Here is a 15,649-nt window from a genome sequence, read left to right on the forward strand (position 1 = left end):
GCCGCGCTCCGGGCGCCGTCCGCGCCGGTGAGCCCGGGTTCGGCGCCGCAGCCGACGACCACGACGTCCGCGTCCGGGACGTCGAGGTCCGGGTGGTGGAGGGCGCCGGGGAGGGCGTGCGCGGGCACGGGGTCGCCGACGACCGCCCAGCGCGCACCGGGCATGGGGTGCGGCGCCTCCACGGGCCGCCAGCCGAGGGTGTACGGCCGGTCGGCCCCGTACGGTCCGACGGGAGTGCCCGTCCGGGTCAGGGACCTCGGGAGGAGCGCGCCGACCGTCGCGACGGTCCGTCCCTCGGCGTCGGTCAGGCGGATGCCGTCGGCGTTGTGCAGGGCGCGCAGCGGGCCGGTGGGCGGGGTGGTGACGGTGACGTTCCGGTACTCGGCGCGCAGGTCAGGGGTGACGAGCCGCTGGACGCTCTCCAGCAGCGCCGGGTGCAGGGTGAACCCCTCGTCGGGCGCGGCGAGTTCGGCACCGGTGACGTCGCCGTGCCGCCAGGCTGTGCGCAGGGCGCGGTAGGCGGGGCCGTACGAGGCGGGCCCGTCGTAGGCACCGTCGATGTCGAGCGCGGTCTCGGGCGTCCAGGGGGCGTCGGCGGGGCCGGTCCCGGCGTCGGGGGCCAGGGTGCCGTCCGCGTGCCGGGTCCACGGGACGTCGCTGGTGGCCGGGCGGGTGTGGACGGTCAGGGTGCGGGTGCCGTCCGGCGTCGCGGGGCCGGCCAGGACCTGGACGTCCAGCGGGGTGTCCGCCGGGAGGTCGAGCGGGGTGTCGGGCCGCAGTTCGGCGACGCGGGCGTTGCCGGTCTCGCGGGCGGCGGTGAGGGCGAGGTCGAGCAGGACGGCGTCCGGGACGAGGGCGCGGCCGTCCACCGTGCGGTCGGCGAGCCAGGCGTGGGTGGCGTGGGCGATGCGGCCGGTGAGCAGGGTCTGTCCGTCGGCGAGGGTGGTGAGCGTGGTGAGCACGGGGTGGGTGAGTGTGCTGTCCGCCTGGTCCGGCGTCGCGGTCCGGCCGGGGGGCAGCCAGTAGCGGCGGCGGTCGAAGGCGTAGGTGGGCAGGGTGGCCGGGTCGGCCGGGGGGTGTCCGGCGTAGACGGCGGACCAGTCGGGGCTGTGGCCGGTGAGGTGCAGGCGGGCGAGGGCGGTCGCGGCGGCGATGGCCTCGGGGTGGTCGCGCCGCAGCACCGGGACGGCCGTCGCCTCACCTTCCAGGGCCTCCTGGACCATCGAGGTGAGGACGGCGTCCGGGCCCAGCTCCACGAACCGGGTGACGCCCAGTTCCCGCAGCCGCCGCACCCCGTCGTGGAAGCGGACCGTGCCGCGCACGTGGCGTACCCAGGTGCCGGGGTCGCACAGGTCCTGTTCGGTGGCGTCGGTGCCGGTGAGGTCGCTGATCACGGAGAGCTGCGGCGGCCGGTAGTCGACGCGGCCCGCGACCTGTTCGAACTCGGCGAGCATGGGGTCCATGTGGGGCGAGTGGAAGGCGTGCGAGACGTTCAGTTCCCGGGTCCGCCGACCGCGTCCGCGCCAGCGGGCGGCGAGGTCGCGCACGGCGTCCGCGTCACCGGAGACCACCACCGAGCGGGGTCCGTTGACGGCGGCGAGTGTGAACTCGCCTTCTCGTCCGGCCAGTTCGGGCAGCACCTCCTCCTCGGTGGCCTCCACCGCCGCCATCGCCCCGGCCTCCGGCAGTTCCTGCATGAGCCGGCCCCGGGCGGCGACCAGCGCGCAGGCGTCGGGCAGGGAGAGCACTCCGGCGACGTGTGCGGCGGCCAGTTCGCCCACGGAGTGGCCGAGGAGGTGGTCGGGGTGGATGCCCCAGTGCTCCAGCAGCCGGAAGAGGGCGACTTCGACGGCGAACAGGGCGGGCTGCGCGTACCGGGTGGAGTCCAGCAGGCCGAGTCCGTCGGCCAGTACCGTCAGCAGGGGGTGCGGGAGCAGCGGGTCGAGGTGGGCGGCGATCTCGTCGAGTGCGGCCCGGAAGACGGGCTGGGCGGCGTACAACTCCAGGCCCATGCGGGGGCGTTGACTGCCCTGGCCGGTGAACAGGAAGGCGGTGCGGCCCTCTTGTGCGCTGTCGCGGGGTGCGGTCGGGGTGGTGTCGCCGGACGCGAGGGCCGCCAGGTCGGTGTGGAGGCGTTCGCGGTCGCCGGTGAGGACGGCCGCCCGGTGCGGGAGGGCGTCGCGTGAGGTGGCGAGGGCGTGGGCGAGGGCGGTGAGGGGGGTGTCGTCGGTGAGGCGGGCGCGCAGGCGGGCGGCCTGGGTGCTGAGGGCCTCGGGGGTGGCGGCGGACAGGACCAGGGGGACGGGGGCGGCGGATTCGGTTGCCGTCGGGGCGGGTCGGGTGGTGGGGGCCTGTTCGAGGACGACGTGCGCGTTGGTGCCGCTGATGCCGAAGGAGGAGACGCCCGCGCGGCGCGGCCGTCCGGTCTCGGGCCAGGCGCGGGCCTCGGTGAGCAGGCCGATCGTCCCGGCGGACCAGTCGATGTGCGGGGACGGCTCGTCGGCGTGCAGGGTCCTCGGCAGCCGCGCGTGGCGCAGGGCGAGGACGGTCTTGATGACCCCGGCGACTCCGGCGGCGGCCTGGGCGTGGCCGATGTTCGACTTCAACGAGCCGAGGTGGAGGGGGTGTTCGCGGTCCTGTCCGTAGGTGGCGAGGAGGGCGTGCGCCTCGACGGGGTCGCCGAGGCGGGTGCCGGTGCCGTGGGCCTCGACGGCGTCGACGTCGACCGGGGTGAGGCCCGCGTCGGTGAGGGCGGCTCGGATGACGCGCTGCTGGGCGGGGCCGCTGGGTGCGGTGAGGCCGTTGGAGGCGCCGTCCTGGTTGACGGCCGAACCGCGCACGACCGCCAGTACCTGATGGCCCTTGCGGCGGGCCTCCGACAGCCGCTCCACCAGCAGCACACCCACCCCCTCCGACCAGCCCGTGCCGTCGGCGCCCGCGCCGAAGGACTTGCAGCGGCCGTCCGGTGAGAGCCCGCCCTGCCGGGAGAACTCGCGGAACAGGCCGGGCGCCGCCATCACGGTCACGCCCGCGACGAGCGCGAGCGTCGACTCGCCCCGGCGCACCGACCCGGCGGCCAGGTGCAGGGCGACGAGGGAGGAGGAGCAGGCGGTGTCGACGGTGACGGCCGGCCCCTCGCAGCCGAGGACGTAGGACAGGCGGCCCGACAGGACGCCCGCCGTGGTCCCGGTCAGCAGGTGTCCGCGCAGGTCCTCCGGCGCCTCGTACAGGCGGGGGCCGTACTCCTGGCTCATCGCACCGACATACACACCGGTCCGGGTGCCGCGCAGGGCGGAGGGCCGGATCCCGGCGCGCTCCAGGGCCTCCCAGGCGGTCTCCAGGAGCAGCCGCTGCTGCGGGTCCATGGCGAGGGCCTCGCGCGGGGAGATCCCGAAGAGGTCCGCGTCGAAGTCGGCGGCGCCGGTGAGGAATCCGCCCCGGTGGCCCTCTGCGGACCAGCCCCGGTCGGCGGGCGGCGCGGTGACGGCGTCGAGTCCGTCGCCGAGTGCCTTCCAGAGCTGTTCGGGGCCGTCGATGCCGCCGGGCAGGCGGCAGGCCATGCCGACGATGACGACGGGGTCGTCCGTGTCGGCGGGCGTGGCGGGGGCCGACTCGCCGGTGCGGTCCTGCGCACCGGACAGGTGGCGGGCGAGGGCGGCCGGGGTGGGGTGGTCGAAGAGCAGGGTGGTCGGCAGGGCGTGTCCGGTGGCGGCGGCGAGTCTGCCGCGCAGTTCGAGGGCGAGGTGGGAGTCGAAGCCGAGGTCTTTGAAGGTGAGGTCGGGGTGGACGTCGGCGATACCGGGGTGGCCGAGGACGGCGGCGGCCTCGGCGCGGACGAGGTCCAGGGGGTCGGCCGGGAGGGCAGGTCGGTCGGTGGCCTCGGCCGGCTCCCGCATCACGACATCGGCGACAGCGGCCACCGGCGCGAGCCAGTGACTGCGGCGCTGGAAGGGGTAGGTGGGCAGGTCGACACGTGTCGCGGGGGCGGTGCGGGCCCGGGTCCAGTCGACCTCGGTGCCCTGCGCGTACGCCTGGGCGAGAGACGCGGCGACCCGCTCCGGCCCGCCGTGGTCGCGGCGCAGGGTGGGCACGACGACCGGCCGCACCCCCGCCGCCTCGACGGTCTCGGTGATCGCGGGGGCGAGCACCGGATGGGGGCTGATCTCGATGAACGTGGTGTGCCCGGCCTCGGCGAGGGCGGTGACAGCGGGCGCGAAGGACACGGTCTCGCGCAGGTTGCGGTACCAGTAGTCGCCGTCCGGCAGCGGGTCGACCGCGCCGGGCACCACCGTCGAGTGGAGGGGGACGGCGAAGGGGCGCGGGGTGACGCCCGCGAGGGCGGTGCGCAGGTCGTCGCGGACCGCCTCGACGTGCGAGGAGTGCGAGGCGTAGTCGACGGCGACGCGCCGCGCGCGGACCCCGCCCTCGGTGCAGGAGGCGAGGAGGGCGTCGAGGGCGTCGGTGGAGCCCGCGACGATGACCGACTCGGCGCCGTTGACCGCCGCGATCTCCAGGGAGCCGCCCAGCGCGTCGAGCCGGGCGCGGACGGCCTCGGCGGACTGGGGCACGGCGACCATGCCGCCGTGTCCCGACAGTTCACGTCGGATCAGCTCAGCGCGCCGGACGGCGATCTCGGCGCCGTCGTCCAGGGACAGTGCCCCGGCGACGCAGGCGGCGGCGACCTCGCCCTGGGAGTGTCCGATCACGGCGGCAGGCTGTACGCCGTACGCCCGCCAGACCTCCGCCAGCGAGACCATCACGGCCCACAGCACCGGCTGGAGGACGTCCACCCGGTCGAGGTCGGGGGCGCCGGGTGCCTGGCGGACGACGTCGGTGGGGTCCCAGTCGACGTGGGCGGCGAGGGCGTGGGCGCAGCGGTGCCAGGCGGTGGCGAAGGCGGGTTCGGTGTCGAGGAGCCCTGCGGCCATGCCGGGCCACTGCGAGCCCTGGCCGGGGAAGACGAAGACCGGTCCGGGGCCGGGGTCGGTGAGGGCGGAGGTGGTGACGACGGCCGGTGAGGGGCGGCCGTCGGCGAGGGCGGTGAGGGCGTCGCGGCGGGTGTCGGGGTCGCCGGCGAGGACGACGGCGCGGTGCGGGAAGGCGGTGCGGGTGGTCAGCAGCGCGTGGGCGAGGGCGCCGGGGGCGGCGTCCGGGGTGGTGTCGAGGAGCCGGCGGGCCTGGTCGGCGAGGGCTTGCGGGGTGCGGGCGGACAGGATCCAGGGGGCGGTGTCGGGCAGCGCCGGGTCACTGCTGTGCTCGGGCTGTTCCCAGGAGGCCAGCACGACATGGCAGTTGGTGCCGCCGAGGCCGAAGGAGCTGACGCCGGCCAGCCGGACGCCGTCCTCGGCGGGCCAGTCCTCGGCGGTGAGCTGGACGGTGAGGCCGAGGTCGGCGAGGGGGATGTCCGGGTGCGGGGTGGTGTGGTGGAGCGTGGGGGCGTGGCGGCCATCGCGCAGGCACAGGAGCGTCTTGATGAGCCCGGCGATGCCCGCCGCGCCTTCGAGGTGGCCGATGTTGGTCTTCACCGACCCGACGCGCAGCCGCCTGCCCTCGGGGCGTCCGGCGCCGAGGGCCGCGCCGAGGGCGGCGGCCTCGACCGGGTCGCCGGTGGGGGTGCCGGTGCCGTGGAGTTCGACGTACTGGATGTCCTCGGGGGCGACCCCGGCCCGCCTGCACGCGGCACGGATCACGTCGCGCTGCGCGCCCTGGTCGGGGTTCGTCAGGGCGGTGCCGCCGCCGTCGTTGTTGACGGCGCTGCCCCGGACGACGCCGTGCACGCGGTCGCCGTCCGCGAGGGCCCGCACGAGGGGTTTGAGGACGACGAGTCCGCCGCCCTCACCGCGTACGTAGCCGTTCGCACCCGCGTCGAAGGTGCGGCACAGCCCGTCCGGGGAGAGGGCGCCGAGGCGGTGGACGGCGAGGGTGCTGTCGGGGGCGAGGACGAGGTTGACGCCGCCGGCGAGGGCGACGTCGCACTCTCCTCGGCGCAGGCTCTCGGCGGCGAGGTGCACGGCGACCAGCGAGGAGGACTGTCCGGAGTCGACGGCGAGGCTCGGGCCGGTGAGGCCGAGGGCGTAGGAGAGGCGGTTGGCGAGCAGGGAGCGCTGCTGGCCGGTGAAGGTGTGCGCGGTGACCGCGTCGGGCCCCTGGCGTTGGGTGAGGCGGGCCCAGTCGTCGGCGAGGGCGCCGACGAACACGCCGGTGCCGGTGAGGTCGGCGGGCCGGATCCCGGCGTGTTCCAGGGCTTCCCAGCCGAGTTCGAGGAGCAGGCGCTGCTGGGGGTCCAGGGCGGCGGCCTCGCGGGGCGAGATCCCGAAGAAGGGCGCGTCGAAGCCGTCGACGCGCTCCAGGAACCCGCCGCGCGTGGGGATGCCCGGGGTGTCGGGCAGGATGCCTCGGCGGGCGGCGGGCACGTCGGTGACGGCGTCTCCGCCCCGGGCGAGGAGCGCGGCGAACTCCTGCGGGCCGGCGGCTCCCGGCAGCCGGCAGGCCAGGCCGACGACGGCGATGGCCTGGGTCTCCTCGAACAGTCCCGGCATCCGGGGCCTCCCTCGGGCTGTGGGGGGGGTGTGGGCCGACCCGGTCGGTCAGCGGTGGAACCGCACGACGTCCCCGGGGACGAGGTCCTCGCCGACGCGGACGTAGCCCTTCTTCAGGACGGCGCCGTCCTCGTCGGTCTCGTAGTCGTCGACGAAGTGGTGGCGCATGCCGAAGACGGAGCTGTCGCCGGTGATCCGGAAGTGGCCGTCCTCCCAGCCGGGGCTGGTGAAGGTGCCGTGGTGGCCCCAGTCGTCGTAGTAGAAGGAGACGAAGTGGCCCTCGACGTCGCTCCAGCCGATCAGCCAGACGGCGGTGATGCCGGGGACGGGGATGTACTGGGTGATCTCGTAGAACCGGCCGCCGGCGATGGCCTTGCCGGTGGAGGTGGCGCGGCCGGTGGTGACCACTTCGGTGGTCAGGTTGGTGTATTCCAGCTCGAATTCACCGAGGAGAAAGTCGAGCTGTTTCATTTCCGGCGCGATGTCGTTCCGCTCGGGAAAGACGACCTGGTCGCTCATGTGTCAACTCCGGGGAATGGAAAGGGCCGTTCCCGTCGTCCGGGATCATGGTCCCAAGCTATCCGGCGAGTTCCTCGGCCGGGCAAGCCCTGACCGGACGATTAGGGGTGGCAGGGGTGGTTGTCCGGGGCCCCTTTAGGGGTGTCCGAGGGTGGGCTCGACTTTTACGCTGCCGGGGACGGGACGGGTTTCACCGTCCGGTTTCCTTCCAAGGAGCGAGACGATGACGACCGAACAGCAGGAGCTTGCCGGGCAGTCGCAGGACGACTTCCCGTCGCTGCTCGCCTGGCTGGACCACAACCGTGCCGAGAACCCGGTCCTCGCGGACGCCTTCCCGGGGCTGTGGCACGTGTTCCGTTACGCCGACGTGGAGCGGATCCTCGCCGACACCCAGACGTTCTCCAGTGACATGTCGGCCGTGATCCCCTCGCACCCGGACACGGCCTGGATGGCGAAGGGCAACGTCGTCGGGATCGACCCGCCCTGGCACCGCCGGCTGAAGTCCCTGGTGAGCAAGGCGTTCACGCCGAAACTCGTGGCCGGTCTGGAGCCGCGGATCACGGAACTGACGAGCGAGTTGCTCGACCAGGTCGCCGGGCGTGACGCGTTCGACCTCGTCGAGGCGCTCACCCACCCGCTGCCGGTGTTCGTGATCGCCGAGCTGCTCGGGATCCCGGTGTCGGACCGGCCGCTGTTCGAGAAGTGGGCGCTGGCGTTCATCTCGGCCAACGGCGGCGGGGAGAGCGCGCTGCCGAGCGAGGAGAACGTCCTGGCGTTCGTGGAGACGGCCAAGGAGATGCGGGCGTACATGCTGGAGCACGTCCAGCAGCGCCGCAAGGCTTCGCGCGGCGACCTAATCGGGCAGCTCGTCGACGCCCGTACCGAGGACGGTGCGCTGGACAACGACGAGATCATCGGTTTCGCCGGGACCCTGCTGATGGCCGGTCACATCACCACGACCGCCGTCCTGGGCAGCACGGTCCTGTGCCTCGACGAGAATCCGGACGCGTTCGCCGAGGTCCGCCGTGACCGTTCCCTGGTGCCGGCGGCCGTCGAGGAGGCGATCCGGCTGCGCCCGGCCTTCTCGCGGCTGGTCCGTATGACGAAGGCCGAGTCGGAGATCGCGGGCCAGGTGATCCCGGCCGGTCAGGTCCTGACGATGTGGACGGTCTCCGCGAACCGCGACCCCGAGCGCTTCGAGCGCCCCGACGCCTTCGACCTGCACCGCGACCGCACCCGCCACCTGGGCTTCGGCCAGGGCCTGCACTTCTGCATGGGCGCCCCCCTGGCCCGCCTGGAGGGCCGCGTCGCCCTGAACCTCCTCCTGGACCGCTTCCCGGACCTGGCGGTCTCCAAGGCCCCGGACGCGGTGGCCCACCACCACCCGAAGAACGTGGTGGGCCCGCGCCGCCTGCTGGTCACGGCGTAGCCGAACGGCAGACAGCACTGTGCCCCGCCGGTCTCCTCGGCGGGGCACAGTGCTGTGCGGGCTACCAGCTGACCGGTATCCGGTCGATCTCCGGGTGCCAGCCCGGCCGGTCGTACAGTTCCTCGATCGGCCGGTCCAGCTTGAGGGCGGGGAGGCGGCGGAAGAGGGTGCCGTAGGCGATCTCCAGGCCGACCTTGGTGAGGTTGGCGCCGAGGCAGTGGTGGATGCCCTGGCCGAAGGCGAGGTGGCTGCGGGCCGCGCGGCGCACGTCGAGGCGGTCGGGGACGGGGAACTCGGCGGGGTCGCGGTTGGCGGCGCCGTTGGAGACGACGACGCTCTCGCCCGCCTTGATGAGCTGCCCGCCGACCTCGACGTCCTCCAGTGCCACGCGCGGCATCAGGTCGAGGGGGCTGATGAGCCGCATCATCTCGTCGACGGCGCCGGGCAGCAGGGCGGGTTCGGTGCGCAGGAGGTCCACCTGGTCGGGGTTCTCCAGCAGGAGGCCGACACCGGCGGTCAGCATGGCCTGCACCGGGGACTGGCCGGCGATGAAGATGAGGAAGCAGAGGTTGGCGAGTTCCGTCTTGCCGAGCGCGCCGGTCGTGACGTGTTTCTGGATGACGCGGCTGGTGGGGTCGTCGCCGGGGTTCGCCTCCTTGTCGTCGATGAACCGCAGGAAGTACTGCTGGAGGGCGACCATGCGGTGGGCGACCTCGTCGCCGACCTGGTGGTCGTCGGCGGCCGAGAGCGCCTTGTCGCGCACCTCGCGGCTGTCGCGCAGCCACGCCTGGAGGTCGGCGTAGTCCATGCCGAGGGCCCAGCAGGTGATGGTGCCGGAGAAGGGTTCGGCGAAGGAGGCCACCAGGTCGGCGGTGTTGCCGCCGGCCTCCATGGCGTCGATGAGCTCGTCGGCCTTGGTCTGCATCGCCTGGCGCAGTTGCTCGGCGCGGCGCATGGTGAACTCGCCGACGACCGCCTTGCGCTGCGCGGTGTGCTGCGGGGGGTCCATCGTGAACAGCATCGGGAAGGCCCGTGCCCCTTCGAACGCCTCGGCGTAGATGGGGTATCCGGGGTTGGTGATGTCGGAGCTGAACCGGGCGTCGTTCAGGATCGCCTGGGCCTGGTCGTGGCGGGTGATGTACCAGACGCGTTTGCCGTGGTAGAGGCGGCCCGGCGCGGGGGCTCCGGTGGTGCGCAGCTCCCGGTACTCCTCGGGCGGCGAGTAGGGGCATTTCCTGAGCAGCGGGGCCTCGAACTCCCCGGCGGCGACGGCTTCGGACACGGGTTTTCCTTCGCTACGGAACAGGGCGGGGGGTGCTACCAGCGCAGCAGGCACAGTCCGGCGGCCATACCGGCGCCGAATCCGGCGAGCAGCAGCAGCTCGCCGTCACGGACGTGGCCGTCGCGGACCGCCTCGTCGAGTGCGACGGGCACCGAGGCGGCGCCCATGTTGCCGTACTTGACCAGCGGGGTGTGGGTGCGGGCGGCGGTGAGGCCGCAGCGTTCGACGAGTTCGCCGAGGAGAACGCCGTTGGCCTGGTGCGGGACGAAGTGGTCGACGTCGTCGATCGCGACGCCGCCGCGCTCCAGCAGGGGCGGGATCATGGGCGGCAGGTTGGTCATGACGAAGTCGGCGACGCCCCGGCCGATCATCCGCAGGTAGTGGCCGCCGCCGTCGACGGTGGTGTGCGAGGCGGGGGTGCGGCTGCCGCCGCCCTCGATCCAGATGAGTTCGTGGGCGTCGCCGCGTCCGACGAGTTCGGTGCCGAGGATGCCGTGCCCGTCTTGTACTTCGCCGACGACGGCGGCTCCGGCGGCGTCGCCGAGGAGGACGGCGGTGCCTCGGTCGGCGTAGTCGAGGAAGCGGGAGTAGAGGTCGGCGCCGATGACGAGGGCGTGGCTGCCGGGGCGTTGGGCGACGAGGCCGCGGGCGACGTCGAGGGCGAAGACGAACCCGGCGCAGGCGATGTTGATGTCGAAGCAGGCGGCGCTGCTCGCGCCGAGGGTGTTCTGCACCAGTGAGGAGGTGGGTGGGAGGGGGGCGTCGCCGGTGGAGGTGGCGACGATCAGGTAGTCGACGCGGTCCGCGTCGAGGCCGGCCGCCTCCAGTGCCGCCGCTCCCGCCTTGTGGGCGAGGTCGGAGGTCGCTTCGTGGGGGGCGGCGTAGCGGCGGCCCTGGATGAGGGTGCGGCGGCCGATCCACTCGGCGGTGATGTTCGGGACGCGGCGTGCGATCTCCTCGTTGGTGATCTCCTCCTTGGGCAGGTAGGAGCCGGTGCCGAGGATGCCGATGGCGGTCATACGGCGGCCTCCAGGGCGCCGGGGCCGACGGCCGCGAAGGGCCGTAGCGGGGTGATGCGGTCCTCGCCGATGCGGGCGCGCAGTTCGGGGTCGGTGACGCCGAGTCCGGGCTCGGGGGCCAGGCACAGGACGCCGACCTTGCCGATGTGCTGGTTGAGCTGGACGAGGCGGGTGGCCTCGCCGACCTCGGTGAGCGGGTAGAGGGAGGAGAGGGCGGGCATGATGCTGCCCTGGCTGAACAGGCGGGCGCATTCCCACTGTTCGTGCAGGTTGGCGACGTGGCTGCCGATGATCCGCTTGAGTTTCATCCACAGGTAGCGGTTGTCGTACTGGTGGCGGTAGCCGGTGCTGGAGCCGCAGGTGATGACGGTGCCGCCGCGCCGTACGGCGAACACGGACATGCCGAAGGTGTTCTGTCCGGCGTGGTCGACGACGATGTGGGGGTCCTCGCCGGTGGCCTGCCGGATGGCGCGGCCGAGTTTCTTGCCGTCGGCGACGGCGTTCGCGAAGTCGTCGTCGCCGTCGTGCTCGCCGAGTCCGAGTTCGCTGCGGTCGATGACGACGTCGCAGCCGAGCGCGCGCAGTGCCTCCGCTTTGTGGGCGGAGCTGACGACGCCGACGGGGATGCCGCCGCCGTTCTTGACGAACTGCACGGCGTAGGCGCCGGTGCCGCCGGTGGCGCCCCAGATCAGGACGATGTCGCCCTGTTTCATGCGGGCGCCCCGGTCGGAGACGAGCATGCGGTAGGAGGTTCCCGCGCAGGCCGGCACGGAGGCGGCCTCCTCCCAGGTGAGGTGGGCGGGTTTGGGGATGAGCTGGCTGGCGCGGGCGAGGCAGTAGTGGGCGATGCCGCCGTAGTTGGTCTCGTAGCCCCAGGCGAGCTGGTGTTCGCCGAGCATGCCGTCGCTCTGGGTGATGGCTTCCTGTTCGTCGACGACGGCCGCGTTGACGAGGACGTGGTCGCCGGTCCTCCAGTGCCGGACGGCGGAGCCGGTGCGGACGACGACGCCGGCCGCGTCGGAGCCGAGGACGTGGAAGGGCTGGTCGTGGCGGGTGGCCCAGCCGCCCTGCTTGGCGGTGGAGTTGAGGAAGCGGAAGGTGGAGAGCGGTTCGAAGGTCGCCGACCAGACGGTGTTGTAGTTGACGGAGCTGGCCATCACGGCGATCAGGACCTCGTCCGGCGCCGGTTCGGGCATGGGGACGGGGCCGACGCGCAGGGTCTTGCGGACGTCCTTGTCGGCCACGCCCCGGAAGGCGTCCTGGTCCTCGACACGCAGGTGGGCGGCGGTGAACTCGTCCGGCAGGGCCGCGTGTTCGAGGTCCTGGGGGTCCGCGCCCGCCAGAACCGCTTCAGTGACAGAGTCCATGATCCCTTCCTCGGTACAGGGGGTGGTGTCCGGCGGAGGGGTTCATTCGGCGATGGCCGTGCGGCGCTCCCACCGGTACACCGCGATTTCGACGCCGTCGACCGTGGTGAATTCACCGTCGTGCACGAAGTGTTCGTATCCCGCGCCCCAGCGGTGCTTTATCTTCTCGACGGCGACGGCGACGAATTGTTCGCGGTCCTGGTCGGGGAAGTCCTGGGGGCCACCGGAGAGGAGCACCTTTATCTGCGACATGTTCGTATCCTCCCGAGGGGAAAGCGGTCGGACCCACGGAAAGCACGCTGCGGAAATGTGAGCACGCTTTTCCGGCACGGTGGTCTTCTCTGCGCCGAGGCTCGCAGCAGCCCTCCCTCCCGGACAACCCCTATTCGCGGGGGTGGCCGGGCAGGGGTCCCCCGAGGTGCGGACCGCGGGCATGCCGAAGCGGCCCTGCGCGGCGGGGTCGCTTCAGGGCCGCTTCGGTCTCGGAGGCCGGCTGGGGAGGGCCGGCGGGGTCAGTTCCGGGGTGTGGTCGTGCGGTCCGCCGCGAGCAGGGCCGCGAAGCGGGCGAGGCGGGCTCCTTGGTGGCGGGCGCAGTCGAGGGTGACGTCGTCCGGGGGTGTGGAGGGGAATCCGGCGGGCCAGGACGTGCCGTAGGGGTTGCCGCCGGCGGCGTAGACGATGTCGTCGGTGTAGCCGAGGGGGACGATGAGGGAACCCCAGTGGTAGAAGACGTTGTTGAGGGAGAGGATCGTCGACTCCTGGCCGCCGTGCTGTTCGGCGGAGGAGACGAACGCCGTGACGGGTTTGTCGGCGAGTTTCCCCTCCTGCCAGAGGCTTCCGGCGGAGTCCATGAACTGTTTCAGCTGGGCCGCCGGGGCGCCGAAGCGGGTCGGGGTGCCGAAGGCGTATCCGTCGGCCCACTCCAGGTCGGCGAGTTCGGCGACCTGGACGCCGGCTTCCGTCTCCCGGTGGTGTGCGGCCCACTCGGGGTTAGCGGCAATCGCCTCGGCGGGGGCGAGTTCGGCGGCCCTGCGCAGCCGTACCTCGGCGCCCGCGGACTCGGCGCCTTCCCGCACGGCCTGGGCGAGCCGGTGCACGGATCCGGTCGCGCTGTAGTAGACGACGAGTACATGTGCGGACACGGAGGTCCCCTTTCCTGAGGGTCTGTCGTTCACCCGGCCAGCGGGTGGGTGAGGACCGCGCTGACCGTCTTCTCCTCGGTGTTGGCCTCGATGCCGGCCCAGCCCAGTTCCCGTCCCTGGCCGCTGAGTTTGGAGCCGCCCCAGGGGAGGCCGGCGTCGAGGGGAGCCCAGCCGTTGATGGCGACGGCGCCGGCCTTCACGCGGCGGGCGAGGACGTGGGCCCTGCTGACGTCGGAGGTCCACAGGGTGGCGGCGAGCGCGTAGTCGCTGTCGTTGGCGAGGGCGACGGCCTCGGCCTCCGTGTCGAAGGGGATGACGGAGCCGACGGGGCCGAAGATCTCCCGCTGGGCGATCGTCATGGTGTTGTCGACCTCGCCGAACAGGGTGGGTTCGACGAAGAAGCCGGGGCCGTCGGGCCTGCCGCCGCCGGTGAGGAGCCGGGCGCCGTCGGCGATGCCGGCCGCGATGTAGTAGCGGACGCGCTCCAGTTGGCGTGCGTTGATGAGCGCGCCCATCGTGGTGCCCTCGTCGAAGGGGTCGCCGACCTTGATGGCGCGGGCGCGTGCGACGAGCCGTTCGACGAACGCGTCGTACACGCCTCGGGAGACGAGGATGCGGCTGCCGGCGGCGCACACCTCGCCCTGGTTGGCGAAGATGCCGGCCGCGACGCCCTGCGCCGCCTCGTCGAGGTCGGCGTCGTCGAAGACGATCTGGGGGCTCTTGCCGCCGAGTTCGAGGGTGGTGCGGCGGAAGCCCTTGGCGGCGGCGACGGCGACCTTGTAGCCGGTCTCGGGGCTTCCGGTGAAGGAGATCTTGTCGACGCCGGGGTGGTCGATGAGGGCCTGTCCGGTGACGGCGCCGAGGCCGGGGACGACGCTGAACGCGCCGGCCGGGAACCCGGCCTCCTCGACGAGCTGTGCGAGGAGGAGGGAGGTGAGGGGGGCGTCCTCCGGGGGCTTGAGGACGACGGCGCAGCCGGCGGCGAGGGCCGGTGCGATCTTCCACGCCCCGATCATGGTGGGTGAGTTCCAGGGGGTGATGGCGGCGACGACGCCGACGGGTTCGCGCACGGTGTAGCTGTGGGTGGGGCGGCCCATGTAGGGGCCGGTGGGGATGGAGCGGCCCTCCAGTTTGTCGGCCCAGCCCGCGAAGTAGCGGAACGAGCGGACGACTTGGGGGAGGTCGATGGCGCGGGGTTCGAAGCCGGGTTTGCCGATGTCGAGCGATTCGAGGTTCGCGAAGTCCTCGCCGCGCGCCTCGATCAGGTCGGCCAGCCGGTGCAGCAGGCGTGCCCGGTCGCCGCCGTCGGCCCTGCCCCACGCGCCGTCGTCCAGGGCGGACCGGGCCCCGGAGACGGCGCGGTCCACGTCGTCGGCGCCGGCCGCGGCGACGGTCGTGAGGCGTCGCTCGGTCACCGGGTCGATCACGTCGAAGGTGTCGGTACTCCGGTCGCCGTCCCATCGCCCGGCGATGTAGGGCTCCGTGGGGACGGCGCTGACCAGCTGTTCGGCTTCTTTGCGTGCTAGCATGAGTACGATTACCGTTCTATCTGGACGATATTCGAAACGATAGGGACGTGGGTGACGCCGGGTCAAGGGGTTCGGCGGTAGTGGGCCCTCGTAACCTCCGTGACATGATGTGCGGCACAAAAGGTGCAGGAGGCGAGGGAGGATCGTGGCGGCCACCGGAGGGGAGACATCCCTGACTCTCGACCGCGGACTGACGGTGCTGTCGCTGCTCGCGCGCCACGCCGACGGCCTCACCGCCGCGGAGCTCGCCGAGCGGCTGGGCATCGCCCGCGCCGCCGTCTACCGGCTGCTGCGCACCCTGGAGGCGCACAGCCTGGTGGCCAGGATCGGCACCCGGTACATCCTCGGCTTCGGCGTCGCCGAACTGGCGGGCCAGCTCAAACCGCGCCTCCAGGCCACCGTCCTGCCGATCCTGCGGCAGCTCAGCGAACAGACCAACAGCACCGCCCTGTTGAGCGTGGCCGACGGCGACCAGGCGCTGATCCTGCTGACGGCGGAGCCGCTGAACTCGACCATGCACCTCGCCATGCGGGAGGGTGCCCGGCACGCGCTGACCGTCGGCGCCGACGGCATCGCGATCCTCGCCGGCCGGCCGCAGGAGGCCGGGGACGTCCCCGCCGTCCGTGAGGCACGCCGGCGCGGGTACGCCGTCAGCGAGGGGTCGATCCAGGAGGGCGCGATCGGCATCGCCGCCCCCATCCGGGTCTCCGACTGGTCGACGGCGAGCATCGGCGTGGTCCGGCTCGGCCTGCGGCTCGTCGACGAGCAGGTCCCCGAACTGGTGCGGGAGGCCGCCGCGACGGCCGCGACCCGCCTGGTGGGT

General features: G+C 73.0%; 10 protein-coding genes. 2 read left to right on the top strand and 8 right to left on the bottom strand.

The features are described 5' to 3' along the window. Positions 1-6,539 (bottom strand): type I polyketide synthase (locus tag ACVNF4_RS20980; RefSeq protein ID WP_461804391.1); only part of this gene is annotated, 6,539 nt, incomplete at its 3' end. 48 nt (positions 6,540-6,587) lie between these two features. Further along, a complete protein-coding gene (locus ACVNF4_RS20985) occupies positions 6,588-7,058 on the bottom strand; it encodes an NlmOI (protein WP_461804392.1) in 471 nt (156 codons plus the stop codon). Positions 7,059-7,281: 223 nt separating this feature from the next. Between ACVNF4_RS20985 and ACVNF4_RS20990 the strand changes: the two genes are divergently transcribed. Further along, positions 7,282-8,487 (top strand): cytochrome P450, encoded by a 1,206-nt coding sequence (locus ACVNF4_RS20990; RefSeq protein ID WP_461804393.1) that lies wholly within the window; start codon positions 7,282-7,284, stop codon positions 8,485-8,487. A 61-nt stretch (positions 8,488-8,548) separates the two neighbouring features. On the opposite strand, the gene ACVNF4_RS20995 is transcribed toward ACVNF4_RS20990, so the two are convergent. From ACVNF4_RS20995 to ACVNF4_RS21020, 6 genes are all read right to left on the bottom strand, one after another. After that, the gene (locus ACVNF4_RS20995; RefSeq protein ID WP_461804394.1) at positions 8,549-9,769 is read right to left on the bottom strand and encodes a cytochrome P450; all 1,221 of its coding nucleotides are present in this window, start codon (positions 9,767-9,769) and stop codon (positions 8,549-8,551) included. Between the two features lie 35 nt (positions 9,770-9,804). After that, positions 9,805-10,788 (bottom strand): 3-oxoacyl-ACP synthase III family protein, encoded by a 984-nt coding sequence (locus tag ACVNF4_RS21000; protein WP_461804395.1) that lies wholly within the window; start codon positions 10,786-10,788, stop codon positions 9,805-9,807. Further along, positions 10,785-12,155: a crotonyl-CoA carboxylase/reductase gene (ccrA, locus tag ACVNF4_RS21005; protein ID WP_461804396.1), complete on the bottom strand. Its 1,371-nt coding sequence runs from the start codon at positions 12,153-12,155 to the stop codon at positions 10,785-10,787. The genes ACVNF4_RS21000 and ccrA overlap by 4 nt, the downstream gene beginning before the upstream one ends. A 42-nt stretch (positions 12,156-12,197) precedes the next feature. After that, complete coding sequence (locus tag ACVNF4_RS21010) at positions 12,198-12,407, bottom strand: DUF5988 family protein (RefSeq protein WP_461804397.1); 210 nt, start codon at positions 12,405-12,407, stop codon at positions 12,198-12,200. A gap of 260 nt (positions 12,408-12,667) precedes the next feature. Beyond that, entirely contained in the window at positions 12,668-13,297 is a 630-nt protein-coding gene (wrbA, locus tag ACVNF4_RS21015; protein WP_461804398.1) for an NAD(P)H:quinone oxidoreductase, read from the bottom strand. A gap of 29 nt (positions 13,298-13,326) precedes the next feature. Beyond that, positions 13,327-14,826 (bottom strand): aldehyde dehydrogenase family protein, encoded by a 1,500-nt coding sequence (locus ACVNF4_RS21020; RefSeq protein ID WP_461804399.1) that lies wholly within the window; start codon positions 14,824-14,826, stop codon positions 13,327-13,329. A gap of 145 nt (positions 14,827-14,971) precedes the next feature. On the opposite strand from ACVNF4_RS21020, the gene ACVNF4_RS21025 reads away from it, so the two are divergent. Next, positions 14,972-15,649, top strand: a 678-nt coding sequence (locus ACVNF4_RS21025) for an IclR family transcriptional regulator (RefSeq protein ID WP_461804400.1), incomplete at its 3' end; no start/stop codon positions are given.

This window comes from Streptomyces sp. S6 (assembly GCF_054880855.1).

What these genes read in the sequence shown, in the direction of transcription:
- ACVNF4_RS21020 (WP_461804399.1), bottom strand. Translation starts at nt 14,826, where the DNA reads ATGCTAGCACGCAAAGAAGCCGAACAGCTGGTCAGCGCCGTCCCCACG.
- ACVNF4_RS21010 (WP_461804397.1), bottom strand. Translation starts at nt 12,407, where the DNA reads ATGTCGCAGATAAAGGTGCTCCTCTCCGGTGGCCCCCAGGACTTCCCC.
- ACVNF4_RS20985 (WP_461804392.1), bottom strand. Translation starts at nt 7,058, where the DNA reads ATGAGCGACCAGGTCGTCTTTCCCGAGCGGAACGACATCGCGCCGGAA.
- ccrA (WP_461804396.1), bottom strand. Translation starts at nt 12,155, where the DNA reads ATGGACTCTGTCACTGAAGCGGTTCTGGCGGGCGCGGACCCCCAGGAC.
- ACVNF4_RS20990 (WP_461804393.1), top strand. Translation starts at nt 7,282, where the DNA reads ATGACGACCGAACAGCAGGAGCTTGCCGGGCAGTCGCAGGACGACTTC.
- ACVNF4_RS21000 (WP_461804395.1), bottom strand. Translation starts at nt 10,788, where the DNA reads ATGACCGCCATCGGCATCCTCGGCACCGGCTCCTACCTGCCCAAGGAG.